This window comes from Devosia aquimaris (assembly GCF_020169335.1).
Lineage (GTDB): Bacteria > Pseudomonadota > Alphaproteobacteria > Rhizobiales > Devosiaceae > Devosia > Devosia aquimaris.
In genome coordinates this window covers 1,582,897-1,599,453 of record NZ_JAIEZN010000001.1, presented here as the reverse complement: position 1 = coordinate 1,599,453, position 16,557 = coordinate 1,582,897, and the positions used below count along the sequence as shown (strand labels likewise).

Genomic DNA, 16,557 nt, shown 5'->3' with positions numbered 1-16,557 from the left:
TTCTCATAGTGCCGCAGGGCTGAATCTGGCCCGCTCGTCCCGGGTTGGATGGCGGGCGGCGCGCTGTCAAGAGAATTTTGAGGAAGCGCTTTGGAGTCGACCTGATCCTAGATTTCTCCGCTCGCGCAACAGCTTCGATGGGAACTGGGGGAGGGAATTGGGGTAGGCCTCTCCGGCGTCAATCTGTGGAGCGGAACCGCTTCCTTTCGACGGATGGCTGCCGACACGGCATCTCTGAAGGGATTTCCGATCCTTCCTGTCCGAGTTAAGGCCGTCTCGCCAGCTGCATCAGGACGGTTATCCGAACCCTCTTTGGGTAAGAGGAGCATCGGTTATTAAGGAACGAGCAAAGCGGCAGCTGTGCTCGCCAGCGTAGAGCAGGGCGTCGCGGGTGCGGATGTCCTACAAAAAGTGCTACAGCCTGTGCCACTTCGAGCTGGGATCGCCTAGTAAAGCATTGAAAAATAACATCTATGAGATAGCCGAGATTCCCGTTTCGGGGGCGGGCCCTAAGCGGACTCTGATGGCATAACCTGGGGCACTGTCGCCGGCCCCTAACGCGCCCTCGACATCCGCCGACTCTAGCTTTTGGTCGGCGGCAAACTAGACCTCGTTGTGAACGTGCGCGGGCTTGCGTGCTGTATCAGCTGGTGTTTGGTCACCCTGATGGCGTCCAGTTCGCGGAGGTCCATTTCTTGCCCGCGTCAAGCGCTTTCAAGAATGTTCCCAACTTGTGTAGCCGTCCTCGTGGCAACCCGCCTCTTAGCTCACAAAAATCATTGTCAAAGATGCCCGATTTCACTGCGGACAGGCGTTCAAGATCAATTGCCACGCCGGGCTTATCTACATCGTCCATGAACACCACTCCCAGGAATTTGTAGACCTCTGCGACCTTTTCAAGCGTGACCGCTTTGACGGGCTCACCCTTTTCAATCCTGGTGATTGTTTCTGGTGAAACGTCAGCCAGAAACGCTGTTTCCCGAACCCCGAGCCCCGTTCCCGTCCTCGCCAGCCGGCTTTGCAACGCGCCTAGAGTCAATCCAAATCCTCACTAAAATTGGTACTATGTAACGAATTCGCTTGCCAGGCTTCTATTTTTTGTACATCGTACCAATAATTCGATCAACAACCCGATGCGGACCGGAGACATAAATTGCCACGCAAACGCGCAAGTTTCTCCGCTGATGATGTGTTCCGGGCACTTACCGGAGCAAAACGCGCCGGCCTAAACGTCACTCGTTGCGAGGTTACGCCGCAGGGACAAATAGTGTTGCTATCAGACGCTATGGCCGCAGTTGACCAAAAGACCCCAGCTGAACCATCGTATCCTCGATCAGCGCTTGAGCGTTGGCTTGCTGACGAAAATGCGCGTTGACCTAAAGGGGGTACACAGGGTTACGAAGCGGTTGGCTCGTGGCAGCCTCCGAACCTACTACTATGCTTGGCGGGGCGGCCCACGCATCCAAGCAGATCTTCGCGACCAAGACGCCTTCATCGCTGAGTTTCAACGCCATAAGCTCTTTCGCGCGCCACCAGAGCACAAGCGGGTTTTGTCGGACTTAATCCGGTCATACATCAGTTCAGCAGATTACACCGGCCTATCTGCAAAAACGAAAGAAGGATACGACAAGGCCCTTTCCCGAATTCAGGGCAAGTTCGGTACTATGCCGATAGCGGCGCTGGAGGAGAAGGGCGCGCGCAGCGTCATCCGGAAGTGGCGCGACGATGTCCTCGCTGTCTCTCCGCGTGCGGCGGATCTGACTATGGCGGTTTTCACTAAGGTCTTGAACTTCGCCAAAGACGAAGAGGAGATCTCACGAAACCCACTGGACGCGTTGACCAAGCTTTCAAGCGGAACCCGGAAGGACATCATCTGGTCCGACGAACAGATGGCGTTGTTTGCTGCAGTCGGTCCAACGCACCTGGTGCGTGCGATGATCTTGGCCAAGTGGACGGGTCAGCGCCAAGCCGATCTCCTAAACCTCAGTTGGCGTGCGTATGATGGTGAGTACATCCGGCTGCAACAAGGAAAGGCTGGCCGTGGCAAAGCAGGCAAGCGAGTCAAAATTCTCGTTTCGGCCGAATTGCGGGCAACGCTTGAGACGATACGAGCTGAACAGGAGGCACGGGCAGAGCATCCCAACCCTCGGAAAAGAAAGGCGTTGCCAACGACAGTCTTGACCACCGAAGACGGGGTTGCATGGAAGTCTGGCTTCAAGGCGTCCTGGGGGGCGGCCGTCAGGGCTGCGGGGATTTCGGGCGTAACCTTTCACGACTTCCGCGGCACTTTCATCACCCTGGCTTATCGGGCTGGCGTGGCCATCAAAGACATTGCTGAAGCCAGTGGTCATGATGAAAAAGAATGCGAGCGCGTCATCCGACAACACTACCTCGCAGGTGGCGCTGACACGGTGATTCAAAAGCTTGAGTCATCGGGTTCGTTCGCCGCAAAATCGGACCAGCTGTAAACCGCGTCGAAGACTGTAAACTAAGAGGCTCGAGAACCAGAGATGATTATGTCTGAAGAGCGCACGAATGCTGGAGATTTCTGGTGCCGGCAGCAGGGTTCGAACCCGCGACCCCCTGATTACAAATCAGGTGCTCTACCAACTGAGCTATACCGGCATGCGCAGGCGTGTAGCATCGAAGACGATTGGCTGCAATGGCCGGTTTCGGGCTTGGCCACCATGCCGCGAGGTGACTATGGCATCGGCGCGACCCGGCCGAATTCGTCATCGAGCCGGATGATATCGTCCTCTCCCAGATAGGAGCCGGTCTGCACTTCGATCAGCTCCAGCTCGATCCGCCCAGGGTTGGCAAGGCGGTGTACACAGCCGAGAGGCAAGTCAATGGATTGATTCTCGTTGAGCGTGTAAACCCTTCCATCTATTGTGACTTCTGCGATGCCGCGGACGACGATCCAGTGCTCGGCCCGATGATGATGCCGTTGCAGGCTGAGCCGCCGACCGGGTTTGACGAAGAGCCGCTTGACCTGGAAGCGCTCGCCCATGTGCACGCTCGCATAGCCACCCCAGGGGCGGAACTGCGTGCGGTGTACCTCGGTCAGAGCTGCCGTGTCCTTGTTGGCGCGCAGCCGCTGCACCATGGCGCCGACGTGCTGCGCATTGTCCAGTCGGCCGACAAACACGGCATCATGTGTTGCGATGACGGCAACGTCCTTGAGGCCGTCCACAGCCACATGGGCATGGTCGGACACAACAAGGGCATTGCTGACAGCGCTCAGGGTGACCGGCCCCCGCGTCAGATTGTTGTCCGGGTCGCGCGGCCCGGCCTTCCAGATGGCGTCCCAGCTGCCCAGGTCCGACCAGAGGAATTCGACCGGCAGCACCACAGCGCGGCCTGTATGCTCGAAAATGGCGTGGTCCACCGAGATCGAAGGCGCGGCGGCCGTGGCCTCAGCGTCAAGACGAATGAAGTCGAGGTCAGCCGTTGCGTTCTCGAGTGCTGTCTGTGCTGCGGTTGCCGTGCTGGGCGCGAGCGCGGCGCATTCCGCGAGAAAGCTATCGGCGCGGAGCATGAACATGCCTGAGTTCCACAGGTGGTCGCCGGCCGCCAACATGCGTTGCGCTTCGGCGGCGTCGGGCTTTTCCACGAATGAGGCGATGGGACGGGCGCCTGCGCCGGGGAGTGCGCGAATATAGCCGTAGCCGGTCTCGGGCCGGTCGGGTGTCAGCCCGAAGGCCACCAGATCGCCATTGCGGGCGGCGATCGCGGCAGCGGCAATGGCCTGGTGATAGGCCTGCTCGGCGGCGAGCAGATGGTCCGACGGCAGCACGAGGAGGGTGATGTCCTGTCCCCAGACGGCCGCCGCGTGCCGCGCCGCGACAGTTATCGCAAAAGCGGTGTTGCGGGTCATGGGCTCGAGCAGGATGGCGCCCAGCGTCACCCCAAGGTCAGCCGCCTGCTCGGCGACGACGAAGCGATAGTCGACATGGGTCATGACGATCGGCGGGGCGTAGATCGCAGGATCGTCCACGCGCTGCAGCGTCTGCTGGAACAGCGTCAAGGTCGCGTTGAGCGCGAGAAACTGCTTGGGCCGTGCTGTTCGCGACAGCGGCCAAAGCCGCGTGCCCTGACCGCCAGCGAGGATGACCGGTACAATCAAATTCGACATCAGTAACCCCCAAGTCGTGATGAGCGAACGATTTTATCTTTTTGTTTAGCATGTGGTGGATCGACAGTGAAAGCCTCGATGAAGACTGCCGTTGCCGGCGTTCGGGGCTCCGTCTACCCGGCTGGTCTGTGCGCTGGATGGGTGGTGAGAGCGAGCGAGAGAACTTTTTTTCTGCCCGGTTCGGCTCCGGCGCATTTTCCAATGCGCGTTTGCCGCGAGCAAAGTTGCGCCTTCGCATGGTTGGCAAGCCCCTGAGACGATTGTGCTAATGGCCTCGCCAGGCCCGGATTTGCGGCCCTTTTCGCCTTGATCGACATTCGGTGGCGGCATACCAACGGGGCCTGTTTCAGGCCTGCTCGTCAGGCGTGCGTCCGGAGCGTGATCACAAGTGCAGAGCCAGTCGCTGACCCATTTGCAGGCCCTCGAAGCCGAAAGCATAGAAATCCTGCGTGAGGTGGCGGCCAGTTTCGAACGGCCGGTGATGATGTATTCGATCGGCAAGGACTCAAGCGTCTTGCTGCATCTGGCGCGCAAGGCGTTCTATCCCAGCAAGATCCCGTTTCCGCTGCTGCATGTGAACACCACATGGAAGTTTCGCGAGATGATCGCTTTCCGCGACTCCATGGCGGAGAAATACGGGTTCGACCTGATCAGCCACACAAATCCTGAGGGATTGGCCAACAATATCAACCCATTCGACCATGGTTCCTCGCGCTATACCGACATCATGAAGACGCAGGCGTTGCGCCAGGCGCTCAACGCCGGACGCTATGATGCGGCCATCGGTGGAGCGCGGCGCGACGAGGAAAAGTCCCGCGCCAAGGAGCGCATCTTTTCCCACCGCAATGCCAACCATGCCTGGGATCCCAAGAACCAGCGTCCCGAATTGTGGAAGGTGTTCAACACCCGGCTCAATCCGGGCGAGAGCATGCGGGTGTTCCCCATCTCGAACTGGACCGAGCTGGACGTGTGGACCTACATCTACGATCAGGGGATCGAACTGCCGTCGCTCTATTTCGCCAAGCCGCGTCCGGTCGTGGATCGTTCGGGCACGCTGATCATGGTGGACGACGAGCGCATGCCGCTTGAGCCCGGCGAGACGGCGCGCATGGAAATGGTGCGGTTCCGCACGCTCGGCTGCTATCCGCTGACCGGCGCCATTCGTTCCGATGCTGCCGATCTGCCCTCGATCATCATGGAAATGCAGGCCAGCCGCACCTCGGAACGCGAGGGCCGGCTGATCGACAGCGACAGCGTCGGTTCGATGGAAAAAAAGAAGCAGGAAGGGTACTTCTGATGGCCCAGCCGATGCACACGCCTGATACCGACATTGGCCTGTGGCTGCAGCAGCAGACCGACAAGTCGCTGCTGCGTTTTCTGACCTGCGGCAGTGTGGATGATGGCAAGTCGACGCTGATCGGCCGGCTACTCTACGATAGCCAGCTGATCCTGGATGACCAGCTGGCGAGCCTGAAGAAGGAAAGCCACAACCGCACGACAGGCGATGAGGGCATCGACTTTTCGCTGCTGGTCGATGGTCTGACGGCCGAGCGCGAGCAGGGCATCACCATCGATGTGGCCTATCGGTTCTTCTCCACTGACAAGCGCAAGTTCATCGTCGCCGACACCCCTGGCCATGAGCAATATACTCGCAACATGGCGACCGGCGCCTCCAATGCCGATCTGGCGCTGGTGCTGATCGATGCCCGCAAGGGCGTGCTGACGCAGACGCGGCGACACAGCTTCATCCTGTCACTGATTGGCGTGAAGCATGTGGTGCTGGTGGTCAACAAGATCGACCTGGTGGACTATGACGAGGCGGTGTTCGATCGCATCGTTGCCGAATACCGGGCCTTTGCCGCGCCGCTGGGTTTCAAGACGCTGGAGGCCATTCCGGTCTCGGCCCTGCGCGGCGACAATATGCTGGCCCAGAGCCCGAACACGCCCTGGTATGGCGGTCCGGCGCTGGTGCCATACCTCGAAACCATCGATGTCTCGGAAGATCGATCGGCGCAGCCGTTCCGCTTCCCCGTGCAATGGGTGAACCGGCCGAACCTGGATTTCCGCGGTTTCTCGGGCACAGTCGCGTCGGGCGCCATTGCGGTTGGCGATGAGGTGCTGATTGCCTCCTCGCGCAAGCCGGCCGTGGTCAAGCGTATCGTCACCATGGATGGCGATCTCGACCAGGCCATTGCCGGGCGGGCGGTGACCCTGGTGCTCGACCGCGAAGTCGATATTTCGCGCGGCGATGTGCTGTCGCGCCCCGGCGAGACGCCGGAGTATTCCAACCAGTTCCAGGCACGCGTGATCTGGATGAGCGAGGAACCAGCCTATCCGGGCCGGTCCTATCTGCTCAAGGTGGGGGCGCAGACGATTTCGGCGACTATCACCGATCTCAAGTTCCGCACCAATGTGAACACGCTTGAGCAGACCGCGGCCACCAAGATTGACCTCAATGAGGTGGCGACGGTGACCCTGGCCACCGACAAGCCGATTGCCTTTGACAGCTACAAGACCAATGCGCTGACCGGTGGTTTCATTCTGGTGGACCGACTGAGCAATGCCACGCTGGGCGCCGGCACCATCGACTTCGGCCTGCGCCGCGCGCAGAACCTGACCTATCAGGCCTTCGACGTGAACCGCGATGTTCGCGCGACCATGAAGGGGCAGTCGCCGCAGATCATCTGGTTCACGGGCCTGTCCGGTTCGGGCAAGTCGAGCGTCGCCAATCTCTTGGAACGGCGCCTCACCGCCGAGGGCAAGCACCTCTATATCCTCGATGGTGACAATGTCCGCCATGGCCTCAACAAGGACCTGGGCTTCACCGAGGCGGCGCGCGTCGAAAACATCCGCCGCGTTGCCGAAGTGGCGCGGCTGATGGCCGATGCCGGGCTGATCGTGCTGGTGTCGTTCATCTCGCCGTTCCGCAACGAGCGGCGGCTGGCCCGCGAGATCGCTGGCGACCTCCGCTTCTCGGAGGTCTATGTCGATACCCCGCTCGAAGTGTGCGAAGCGCGCGACCCCAAGGGCCTCTACAAGCGGGCCCGGGCCGGCGAGATCAAGAACTTCACCGGCATCGACAGCCCCTTCGAGGCGCCCGAGCACCCCGATCTGGTGCTGCACGGCGCCCAGTTCGAGGTCGCCCAGCTGGCCGACCAGCTCTACGACTGGCTCAAGATCTAGCCGCTAGACCAAGCCGGCAAACTCGGCCTGGTCAATCTCGGTCAGTGTCTTCATCAGCAGGCCCTTGAATATGGGCTCCTTTTCGTCGCGATGCGCGACGACGGTTGGCAGGCCATTGATCCTGCAGACGAGGGCGCTCGAGAGGGCCGCGGTGATCTCGGCCTGCATCAGGCCGAAAGCCCGCGCGCCGGGCCCGACGATCAGGATATGGGACGGGTCGAACACGGCCATCATGCGGCTCAGGCCAAAACCGATGGCGCGTCCCGCCAGGTTGAAGGCGTGGGCGGCGCTGCGGTCGCCGGCCTCGGCGCGGGCGATCAATCCCTCATATTCCTGCAACGGGACGGCGGGCGCGGGCAGGGTGGTCTCCGGCACGGAATAGGCGTTGCGCAGCACGCCATAGTCGGCGGCATAGGCCTCGACGCATCCGCGCATGCCGCAGCGGCACAGGGCGCCGTTGGGCACGTGGTTCATGTGCCCGAACTCGGTGGCGCCCTCGTCGCCGCGCCCGGTAATCTGGCCGCGGAACGTCATGCCCATGGCGACTGTGGAGCCGACAAAGACTGTGGCGACGCTGGCGTCATGCAGACCGGGGTCGAGCCAGCGCGCCCCTTCGGCAAGCAGGCGTCCGCGCTTGTGCAGCGTCACAGGCAGGCCAAAATGCTCCACCAGGTCCAGCCCAAAGGGCTTGCCGGCGAGATGGGCGATCGGCGACCACTTCAGCGACATGCCGTCGCGATCCAAAATCCCCTGCACGGAAATGGCGATACGGCGCAGCGGCACGCCGGGCGCGGCATTGCGCGAGCGCAGATAGGTCAGGCGCTCGATGAGGAAGGCTGTGGGCGTCGTCTCTTCGAAGCTGGCTGGGTTGAGCGGTGTCTCGATGCGGTCCACCAGCACGCCGCCATAGTCGACCAGCGAGAGCCTGGCGCGATTGACGTCGAGTTCCACCAGCGCTGCTGCTGCGGCCATACGGCAGAAGCCGACCAGGGTTGCCGGGCGGCCGCGCATGCGGGCATCCGGCTTTTCCACGGTCGCCAGTTCCTGGACAATTCCCTGTGCAATCAGGTCATGGGTGATGGCGGTGATGCTGGCGTGACTGAGCCCTGTCGTGCCCGCCAGGGCGGTGCGCGCCATCTCGCCCTGCGTGCGCAAAGCGCCCAGCACCAGTCCCCGGTTCTGTCGCCGGACGCTGTCACTATCGCTGACATTCCGCGCCAAGCAGTCTACTCCCTACGTCGCTGTGCAACACATCATTGTCCGCTTCATATCGCAAACGGTATTTATTGCGGGTTGCGGAATTGATGTTGACTCAATCCGGCCCATCATGCGACTTCTTTTTTCGAGCAGTGAAATTAATGCTCGGGGCGCCGGTGGAGGGGGCCCGCTGGGGCAATGCCACCGGCACAAATGTGGGCAAGAGGACTGGCCCACGAGGGAGGACAGACATGAACAAGTTTCTAGCGGTTTTGCTTTGCAGCACCGTCATCGCCGGCGCCGCTGGCGTCGCCTATGCGCAGGACGACGTCGTTGTTGGCGTGTCGTGGAACAATTTCCAGGAAGAACGCTGGAAGACCGACGAAGCGGCCATCAAGGCCGTGCTGGATGCCGCCGGCGCCAAGTATATTTCCGCCGACGCCCAGTCGTCTGCGGCCAAGCAGCTGACGGATATCGAAAGCCTGATCAGCCAGGGCGCGGACGCCATCATCGTGCTGGCGCAGGACAGTGAAGCCGTCGGGCCGGCCGTTGCCGCTGCCGTGGCCGAGGGCATTCCGGTGGTCGGCTATGATCGCCTGATCGAAAACCCCGATGCCTTCTACCTGACCTTCGACAACAAGGAAGTCGGTCGTCTGCAGGCGCAGGGCGTGTTTGATGTCCAGCCCAAGGGCAACTACGTCTTCATCAAGGGCAATTCGGCTGATCCCAATGCCGATTTCCTGTTTGCTGGCCAGATGGAAGTGCTGCAGGCCGCGGTTGACGCCGGCGACATCAAGAATGTCGGCGAAGCCTATACCGACAACTGGAACCCGGAAGTGGCTCAGGCCAACATGGAGCAGTTCCTGACCGCCAACAACAACGAGGTCGACGCTGTCGTTGCCTCCAATGACGGTACTGCCGGTGGCGCCATCGCCGCTCTGACCGCACAGGGCCTTGCAGGCTCGGTGCCGGTCTCGGGTCAGGACGGCGACCATGCTGCCCTGAACCGTATCGCTTTGGGCACGCAGACCGTTTCGGTCTGGAAGGACGCTCGCGAACTGGGCAAGAAGGCCGCTGAAGTGGCCCTCGAGCTGGCTGGCGGCAAGGCTCTCAATGAAGTCACCGGCGTCGTGCCCTTCTCGGGCGGTCCCAAGGGCGTGGAGATGAATGCCTTCTTCATCGCTCCCGTGGCGATCACCAAGGACAACCTCAACGTCGTCATCGACGCTGGCTGGGTGTCCAAGGACGTGGTGTGCCAGGGCGTTGCCGCTGGCTCGGTTGCCGCCTGCAACTAGACTTGCAGGGCTAATGGCTCAAAAAGGATGGTGCCGCAGCGTTTGCGCTGCGGCACTGTCATAAAAGGTTGGCGCCGCCGGTGATCGGGCAGGGCGCCTTGCCTTCGGGGGAGACTTGTCTTGGCTGATCAGCACGCCGTGCAGAATATCGTTCATCCCAGTGTGCATGCGCGCAATCCGTTGCAGCGCTTCCTGATAGCCACCGAGCTGGACACCCGCCTGCTGGGCATGGTGGGCGCTCTGGCCATCATCTGGATCGGCTTTCACGTGTTTTCCGGCGGGCTGTTCCTGACCCCGCGCAATCTGTGGAACCTGTCGGTGCAAACCGCCTCTGTGGCCGTGATGGTCACGGGCATGGTTCTGGTGATCGTCACCCGCAATATCGACCTGTCGGTCGGCTCCATCCTGGGCCTGGTGGCTATGGTGATGGGCGTGATGCAGACAGACATCCTGCCCACCCAGCTTGGCCTTGGGCTCGGACATCCGCTGATCTGGGTGCTGTCGCTGGCCGCGGGCCTGATCGTGGGCACCGGCATTGGTGCGCTGCAGGGCAGCATCATCGCCTATCTGCGTGTGCCGGCCTTCATCGTCACGCTGGGCGGCTATCTGGTGTGGCGCGGTGCAGCCTGGTGGGTCACCATGGGGCGCACGGTGGCACCCATGGATCCGACCTTCCAGCTGATGGGCGGCGGACCGACTGGCTCCGTTGGCGCCTTCTGGAGCTGGGTTGTCGGCATCGTCGCCTGCTGCGCCATTGTCGCCGGGCTCTATATGGGGCGCCGCCAGCGCCGTCGCTTCAATTTCCCGCTGCGCCCGGTCTGGGCGGAAGCGGCCCTCGCCATCATCGGCTGCGGGCTCACCATTGCCGCCGTCTGGGTGGCCAATGCCTATCCCTGGCCGGTGCGCATCGCCGAGAAATATGCCGAGGCCACAGGCATGGCGATCCCGCCCGAGGGGCTGTTCATCTCGCATGGCATTGCCATACCAGTGCTGATCGCGATGGGCGTGGGCATGGTCATGACCTTCATTGCCACCCGCACGCGCTTTGGCCGCTATGTCTTTGCCATGGGCGGCAATCCGGAGGCAGCCGAACTCGCCGGCATCAATACCCGCTGGGTCACGGTCAAGATTTTCATGCTGATGGGCGCGCTCTGTGCCATTGCCGCTGCCATTTCCTCGGCGCGCCTCAACGCCGCGACCAATGCCATGGGCACGTTGGACGAGCTCTATGTGATTGCCGCTGCCGTCATCGGCGGCACCTCGCTGGCCGGCGGCGTGGGCACCATTGCCGGTGCACTGCTGGGCGCGCTGGTCATGCAGTCGCTGCAGTCGGGCATGGTGCTGATGGGTCTCGACAGCCCGCTGCAGTCCATTGTCGTGGGTATCGTCCTCGTCTTTGCGGTGTGGCTCGACACGCTCTACCGCCGAAATAAACACTAAGGAGTCCTTGTGATGCTGGACGCCCGTACCCCTCTGGTCGAGATGACCGATATCTCGATCTCCTTCGGCGGCATCCGCGCTGTCGACCACGCCTCGATCGATCTGTTCCCCGGCGAAGTTGTCGGCCTTCTGGGCCACAATGGCGCGGGCAAGTCGACGCTGATCAAGATCTTGTCGGGTGCCTACAAGCGCGACGCCGGCTCGATTCGCATCAATGGCGAGGATGCCACGATCAACAATCCCCGCGATGCCAAGGGCTATGGCATCGAAACGATCTACCAGCAGCTCGCGGTGGCGGACAATGTGGACGCAGCGGCCAATCTCTTTCTTGGTCGCGAGATCACCACGCCTATCGGCACGCTGGACGACGCTGCCATGGAGGCCAAGGCGCGCGAGGTCATGGGCCGGCTCAATCCCAACTTCCGTCGCTTCAAGGAGCCGGTCAAAGCCCTCTCGGGCGGCCAGCGCCAGTCCGTCGCGATTGCCCGGGCGATCCTGTTCAATGCCCGCATCCTGATCATGGACGAGCCGACGGCTGCCCTTGGTCCGCAGGAAACCGCACAGGTCGGCGATCTCATCAAGCAACTCAAGGCCGATGGCATCGGTATCTTCCTGATCAGCCATGACATCCATGACGTGTTCGATCTGGCAGACCGCGTGGTGGTGATGAAGAATGGTCAGGTCGTGGGCAGTGCCCGCACCAGTGACGTCACCAAGGACGAAGTCCTCGGCATGATCATCCTGGGCAAGGTGCCGGCTGGCGCCGTGCCAGGGCCGGGCGCGCTGCAGAGTTAGCGCTGGACATTCCGGCTGGCGTACTGCTGCTGTCGTCGCAGGTTCGCAGCCGGAGTCGGTCATGATCAACCCTCGCCATCGCCTGTTCTACATTTCGATGCTGGCCGGTGCCGCGGCGGGGGGCATCACCTTTTTGGTTGCGCAGGACTGGGCAGTCACCATCGGGGCGGTCGTCTTCTTTCTGTTCTACCTGGCTTTGGCCTTGCGCCGTTTGCCGACCTTTACTGCCAAGCATCTGCGTACGGCGGCCGCCGATGCCGATGTGCCGATGGGCGCGATCTTCGGTGTGACGGCGCTCATCGTGGGCGTCTGCATCGTCTCGCTGTTCCAGGTCATCAATGCGCCGGACGGGCGCGGCGGGCTGCAGCTGGGGCTCAGTATCGGCGCCGTGCTGCTGAGCTGGTTCGTGGTTCACACCATGGCCACCTACCACTACGCCTATGAATTCTACGAGGGCAACGGCGGCGAGGGGATTTCGGGCGGTCTCGACTTTCCCGGTGGCGACGATCCGGATGGCTTTGCCTTCCTCTATTTCGCCTATGTGATCGGCATGACTGCGCAGGTAGCGGATGTCGCCATCACCACCAACAAGATGCGCCGTCTTGTGCTGGTGCACAGTGTCTTCTCGTTCTTCTTCAACACGATCATCGTGGCAGCAACGGTCAACGTGGTGGTGTCGATCGGCTCGGGCTGACAGCAAGTCGGTTGCCGCATCCCCGGAGCCTGTGCCACACAATGGGCAAAACGGTCTCTGGAGAATCTCTGACATGAAAACCCGCGCCGCAGTTGCCTTCGAGGCTGGCAAGCCGCTTGAAATCGTCGAGCTGGACCTTGAAGGCCCCAAGGCGGGCGAGGTGCTCATCGAGATCAAGGCCACCGGCATCTGCCACACTGACGACTTCACCCTGTCGGGCGCCGATCCCGAAGGCCTGTTCCCCGCCGTGCTGGGCCATGAAGGCGCCGGCGTGGTGGTCGAGGTCGGGGCAGGGGTGACCAGTCTCAAGGTGGGTGACCACGTCATCCCGCTCTACACGCCGGAATGCCGCGAGTGCTATTCCTGCCGCTCGGGCAAGACCAATCTCTGCACGGCCATCCGCGCCACCCAGGGCCAGGGCCTGATGCCCGATGGCACGTCGCGCTTCTCGCTCAATGGCAAGCCGATCTTCCACTACATGGGCTGCTCGACGTTCTCGAACTACACCGTGTTGCCCGAGATTGCCGTGGCAAAGATCGATGCGGCCGCGGCCTTCGACAAGGTCTGCTACGTCGGTTGCGGGGTCACCACGGGCGTTGGTGCGGTGATCAACACCGCCAAGGTCGAGATCGGCGCTACCGCCGTGGTGTTCGGCCTGGGCGGCATTGGGCTCAATGTCATCCAGGGGCTGCGCCTGGCCGGCGCCGACATGATCATCGGCGTCGATATCAACAATGACAAGAAGGCCTGGGGCGAGCGCTTCGGCATGACCCATTTCGTCAACCCCAAGGAGATCGAGGGCGACATCGTCCCCTATATCGTCAATCTCACCAAGCGGCGCGGCGATCTGATCGGCGGCGCCGACTACACCTTCGACTGCACCGGCAATACAACGGTCATGCGCCAGGCGCTTGAGTGCAGCCACCGTGGCTGGGGCAAGTCGGTGGTGATCGGCGTGGCCGCCGCCGGCAAGGAAATCTCCACACGGCCGTTCCAGCTGGTCACCGGACGCACCTGGATGGGCACCGCCTTTGGCGGCGCCAAGGGCCGCACCGACGTGCCCAAGATTGTCGACTGGTACATGAACGGCAAGATCGAGATCGATCCGATGATCACCCACACGCTGCGTCTGGAGGACATCAACAAGGGCTTTGAACTGATGCGGGCCGGCGAAAGCATTCGCAGCGTCGTTGTCTACTGACGCCTTGGGCGCCGCGCCCACCATCTTTGTTGATGCCGATGCCTGTCCGGTGAAAGACGAGGCCATGCGCGTTGCCGAACGCCTTGGTCTCGTCATTACGCTGGTGAGCAATGGCGGGGTGCGCCCCTCGCGCGATCCCATGGTCAAGGTGGTCGTCGTCCCCGCGGGCGCCGACGCCGCCGATGACTGGATCGTCGATCAGGCGCAGGCCAATGACATTGTGCTCACCGCCGATATTCCGCTGGCCAGCCGGGCCATCGACAAGGGCTGCCATGTGCTGGGCTTTACCGGCAAGCCCTTTACGCCAGCGTCCATCGGCATGGCGCTGGCCATGCGGGAGCTGAACCAGCATCTGCGCGAGACGGGCGAGAGCAAGGGCTACAATGCCGGCTTCCGTCCGGCCGACCGCTCCGCCTTCCTCAGCGCCCTCGATACGCTGGGGCGCAAAGCTAAAGTGCTGGCCGGTAAGTAGTTCTTAAGGCTTTGCAAGCCGAATATTAACCATAATGGGAAAAACTGGGCTGGTCGCAATAGTACCGAGTTCAGTCCGTGTCGCTGTCACGCTTTGTCTTGTCGCTTGTCGTCGTCGGCGCCGCTCTGGCTGGTTGCGCCAAGCCCCCCTCGGATCGGGATCTGATGACCCGGACGGGCAAGGGGGACATAACCAATTCCATCGTCGATCCCGCCGCAGGCTCGGCCTTGCGGGCCTATCAACCGGTTCTGGAGCAGCCCATGCCCGAGCGCATCTTTGCCTCCGGCAAACTGGGTGGGCGCACGCTGGCTGTCGGCAGCACAGCCGATATCATCCTGCGTCCGGGTGAGGTCGTGCTGACGTTCGACGATGGCCCGCGCCCAGGCAAGACCGGCGAGATCCTGGCCACGCTCGACCAGTTCGGCGTCAAGGCAACCTTCCTGATGCTGGGGTCTGCGGCCAAGGCCCACCCCGACCTGGCGCAGCAGGTCGCGCTGCATGGCCATACTGTTGGCAGCCACACCTATTCCCATGTCGATCTCAGCAGTCTGGATCGTCAGGCGGCCATCGACGAGATTGCCAAGGGCGAAAGCGCCGTTTCGGCAGCGCTGGCCGGGGCAGGGCAACGGCTATCGCCCTTCTTCCGCTTTCCCTATCTGGCCCAGACGGGTTTCCTGCGCACCAATCTGCTGCAGGGCAATGTGGTGGTGCTCGACGTCGATATCGACAGCAAGGACTACTACAAGGATACGGCCGAAACCGTCACGAACCGCACTTTGGCGCGTCTGGACGCGCGGGGCAGCGGGGTGATCCTGTTCCACGATATTCACCAGCGTACCGTCGACCTGCTGCCCGGCTTTTTGGCCGAACTGCAGGACCGCGGCTACTCGGTGGTTCGGCTGGTGCCCAAGGACAACTCGATCTTCGGTCGCGACATCATCACGGCCGACGGCGCCGCCCTGCGCGGCAGTCTCTAGGGCCTAGTCTTCCTCGTCGTCTTCGACGTCGGTGAGATAAACCGAAACCTCGATGTCGATGCCGTGGCCGGCAATGGCCGCGGCGACAAGGGCGGGCAGGCGCGCAGACATGGCCTCGCCCTCTTCGGGATAGTCAAAGGCCAGATCCAGCACCGCCTTGCCGATGCGCCGATCGTCCAGCATGGCAGCGATGGTCGGGCCGGAGCGCTCGGCCAGTTCCAGCAGGCTGCGCACCGGATTGGCGGGTGCGACATCCACCTGGGCGTAGAAGCTGCCCTCGGCATCTTCCGGCTCATAGCGGCTGCAGAGCTGGCGCAGCGCGGCGTCGAGCTCGAACTGCCCGATGGTGACACCCGACAGACGCAGGGCGATGGCAAAGGGGGCAAACTGGCTCATCAGCTTCGTCCGGCAGTGACCGCAAACAGCGCTATGGCGGCGGCATTGGAAACATTGAGCGACTTGATCGGGCCGGGCATGTCCAGCTTGACCATCTCGTCGCAGAGTTCGCGGGTGCGCTGACGCAGGCCCTTGCCCTCGGCACCCATGACGATGGCCATGGCCCTGTCATCACTGCGTGGCTTGAGCTGATGTTCAGATTCCGAATCAAAGCCCAGCACCAACATGCCGCGTGCCTTGAGCTTTTCGATGGCGTCGCCCAGGTTGCGCACTTCGATCATGGGCACCAGATCCAGCGCGCCGGAGGCTGATTTCGCCATGACGCCGGTCTCGCGCGGCGAATGGCGCGCGGTGGTGATGACGGCATCGGCGCCAAAGGCGCAGGCGGTGCGCAGAATGGCACCGACATTGTGCGGATCGGTGATGTGATCAAGGATCACGACGAGGCGGAGCGGGTGGATATCGTCAAGGCCGAAGCGGCCAACCGGATCGACTTCGAGTGCTGCGCCCTGGTGCACGGCGTCATCACCCAGCAGGCGATCGAGTTCCTTGGGCGTGGTTTCCTTGACGGTGACCTTGCCGATCTCGCCGGTTTCTTTCAGCCGGTTAAGGGCATTGGGCGTGGCCAGCAGCACCTTCTTGATGCGGTTGGCATTGTCCAGCGCGGCGCGCACCGTATGCAGACCATACAGGTACACCGGGCCGTCATCGGGGTCGTAGCGTTTCTTGGGCGGGAATTTGTTGAAGCTCATGAGCCTTGCCTAGCGCCTTT

The 16,557-nt window shown here is 62.1% G+C and carries 15 protein-coding genes and 1 tRNA gene; 10 read left to right on the top strand and 6 right to left on the bottom strand.

Annotation, left to right across the window (positions count from 1 at the left end; genetic code table 11):
- Nucleotides 1-658: 658 nt before the first annotated feature.
- Nucleotides 659-1,039 (bottom strand): helix-turn-helix domain-containing protein, encoded by a 381-nt coding sequence (locus K1177_RS07705; protein ID WP_224702699.1) that lies wholly within the window; start codon nt 1,037-1,039, stop codon nt 659-661.
- A gap of 313 nt (nt 1,040-1,352) precedes the next feature.
- Between K1177_RS07705 and K1177_RS07700 the strand changes: the two genes are divergently transcribed.
- Nucleotides 1,353-2,468 carry a tyrosine-type recombinase/integrase gene (locus tag K1177_RS07700; protein WP_224702698.1) on the top strand — a complete coding sequence of 372 codons (1,116 nt, stop codon included), beginning with the start codon at nt 1,353-1,355 and terminating at the stop codon, nt 2,466-2,468.
- An 81-nt stretch (nt 2,469-2,549) separates the two neighbouring features.
- On the opposite strand, the gene K1177_RS07695 is transcribed toward K1177_RS07700, so the two are convergent.
- Nucleotides 2,550-2,625, bottom strand: a tRNA-Thr gene (locus K1177_RS07695).
- A 76-nt stretch (nt 2,626-2,701) separates the two neighbouring features.
- Complete coding sequence (locus tag K1177_RS07690; RefSeq protein WP_224702697.1) at nt 2,702-4,135, bottom strand: mannose-1-phosphate guanylyltransferase/mannose-6-phosphate isomerase; 1,434 nt, start codon at nt 4,133-4,135, stop codon at nt 2,702-2,704.
- A 388-nt stretch (nt 4,136-4,523) separates the two neighbouring features.
- Between K1177_RS07690 and cysD the strand changes: the two genes are divergently transcribed.
- Together cysD and cysN are read left to right on the top strand one after the other, a co-directional pair.
- On the top strand, nt 4,524-5,432 hold the full coding sequence (gene cysD / locus K1177_RS07685; RefSeq protein WP_224702696.1) for a sulfate adenylyltransferase subunit CysD: 909 nt from the start codon (nt 4,524-4,526) through the stop codon (nt 5,430-5,432).
- Complete coding sequence (gene cysN / locus K1177_RS07680) at nt 5,432-7,318, top strand: sulfate adenylyltransferase subunit CysN (RefSeq protein WP_396119695.1); 1,887 nt, start codon at nt 5,432-5,434, stop codon at nt 7,316-7,318. Before cysD ends, cysN begins: the two co-directional genes overlap by 1 nt.
- Before the next feature lie 3 nt (nt 7,319-7,321).
- Here cysN and K1177_RS07675 read toward each other — a convergent pair whose 3' ends face one another.
- Nucleotides 7,322-8,539: an ROK family protein gene (locus K1177_RS07675; RefSeq protein ID WP_224702695.1), complete on the bottom strand. Its 1,218-nt coding sequence runs from the start codon at nt 8,537-8,539 to the stop codon at nt 7,322-7,324.
- 227 nt (nt 8,540-8,766) lie between these two features.
- Here K1177_RS07675 and xylF point away from each other — a divergent pair, with 227 nt between their 5' ends.
- The 7 genes from xylF to K1177_RS07640 all read left to right on the top strand — a co-directional run bounded on the left by xylF (nt 8,767) and on the right by K1177_RS07640 (nt 15,389).
- Entirely contained in the window at nt 8,767-9,810 is a 1,044-nt protein-coding gene (gene xylF, locus K1177_RS07670) for a D-xylose ABC transporter substrate-binding protein (RefSeq protein WP_224702694.1), read from the top strand.
- Nucleotides 9,811-9,948: 138 nt separating this feature from the next.
- A complete protein-coding gene (locus tag K1177_RS07665) occupies nt 9,949-11,250 on the top strand; it encodes a sugar ABC transporter permease (protein ID WP_224703710.1) in 1,302 nt (433 codons plus the stop codon).
- Nucleotides 11,251-11,262: 12 nt separating this feature from the next.
- Nucleotides 11,263-12,045 carry an ATP-binding cassette domain-containing protein gene (locus tag K1177_RS07660; protein ID WP_224702693.1) on the top strand — a complete coding sequence of 261 codons (783 nt, stop codon included), beginning with the start codon at nt 11,263-11,265 and terminating at the stop codon, nt 12,043-12,045.
- Between the two features lie 61 nt (nt 12,046-12,106).
- Entirely contained in the window at nt 12,107-12,739 is a 633-nt protein-coding gene (locus K1177_RS07655; protein WP_224702692.1) for a DUF1345 domain-containing protein, read from the top strand.
- Between the two features lie 73 nt (nt 12,740-12,812).
- On the top strand, nt 12,813-13,940 hold the full coding sequence (locus K1177_RS07650; RefSeq protein ID WP_224702691.1) for an S-(hydroxymethyl)glutathione dehydrogenase/class III alcohol dehydrogenase: 1,128 nt from the start codon (nt 12,813-12,815) through the stop codon (nt 13,938-13,940).
- Nucleotides 13,930-14,412, top strand: coding sequence for a YaiI/YqxD family protein (locus tag K1177_RS07645; RefSeq protein WP_224702690.1), 483 nt, complete (start codon nt 13,930-13,932; stop codon nt 14,410-14,412). Before K1177_RS07650 ends, K1177_RS07645 begins: the two co-directional genes overlap by 11 nt.
- 164 nt (nt 14,413-14,576) lie before the next feature.
- Entirely contained in the window at nt 14,577-15,389 is an 813-nt protein-coding gene (locus K1177_RS07640; RefSeq protein ID WP_224702689.1) for a polysaccharide deacetylase family protein, read from the top strand.
- Nucleotides 15,390-15,392: 3 nt separating this feature from the next.
- Here K1177_RS07640 and K1177_RS07635 read toward each other — a convergent pair whose 3' ends face one another.
- Entirely contained in the window at nt 15,393-15,785 is a 393-nt protein-coding gene (locus K1177_RS07635; RefSeq protein ID WP_224702688.1) for a hypothetical protein, read from the bottom strand.
- Nucleotides 15,785-16,537 (bottom strand): 23S rRNA (guanosine(2251)-2'-O)-methyltransferase RlmB, encoded by a 753-nt coding sequence (gene rlmB, locus K1177_RS07630; protein WP_224702687.1) that lies wholly within the window; start codon nt 16,535-16,537, stop codon nt 15,785-15,787. Before rlmB ends, K1177_RS07635 begins: the two co-directional genes overlap by 1 nt.
- Nucleotides 16,538-16,557 lie beyond the last annotated feature (20 nt).

Coding starts and splice junctions, on each gene's coding strand:
- K1177_RS07690 (WP_224702697.1), bottom strand. CDS start 4,135: ATGTCGAATTTGATTGTACCGGTCATCCTCGCTGGCGGTCAGGGCACG.
- cysN (WP_396119695.1), top strand. CDS start 5,432: ATGGCCCAGCCGATGCACACGCCTGATACCGACATTGGCCTGTGGCTG.
- xylF (WP_224702694.1), top strand. CDS start 8,767: ATGAACAAGTTTCTAGCGGTTTTGCTTTGCAGCACCGTCATCGCCGGC.
- K1177_RS07660 (WP_224702693.1), top strand. CDS start 11,263: ATGCTGGACGCCCGTACCCCTCTGGTCGAGATGACCGATATCTCGATC.
- K1177_RS07655 (WP_224702692.1), top strand. CDS start 12,107: ATGATCAACCCTCGCCATCGCCTGTTCTACATTTCGATGCTGGCCGGT.
- K1177_RS07650 (WP_224702691.1), top strand. CDS start 12,813: ATGAAAACCCGCGCCGCAGTTGCCTTCGAGGCTGGCAAGCCGCTTGAA.
- K1177_RS07640 (WP_224702689.1), top strand. CDS start 14,577: ATGACCCGGACGGGCAAGGGGGACATAACCAATTCCATCGTCGATCCC.
- K1177_RS07635 (WP_224702688.1), bottom strand. CDS start 15,785: ATGAGCCAGTTTGCCCCCTTTGCCATCGCCCTGCGTCTGTCGGGTGTC.
- rlmB (WP_224702687.1), bottom strand. CDS start 16,537: ATGAGCTTCAACAAATTCCCGCCCAAGAAACGCTACGACCCCGATGAC.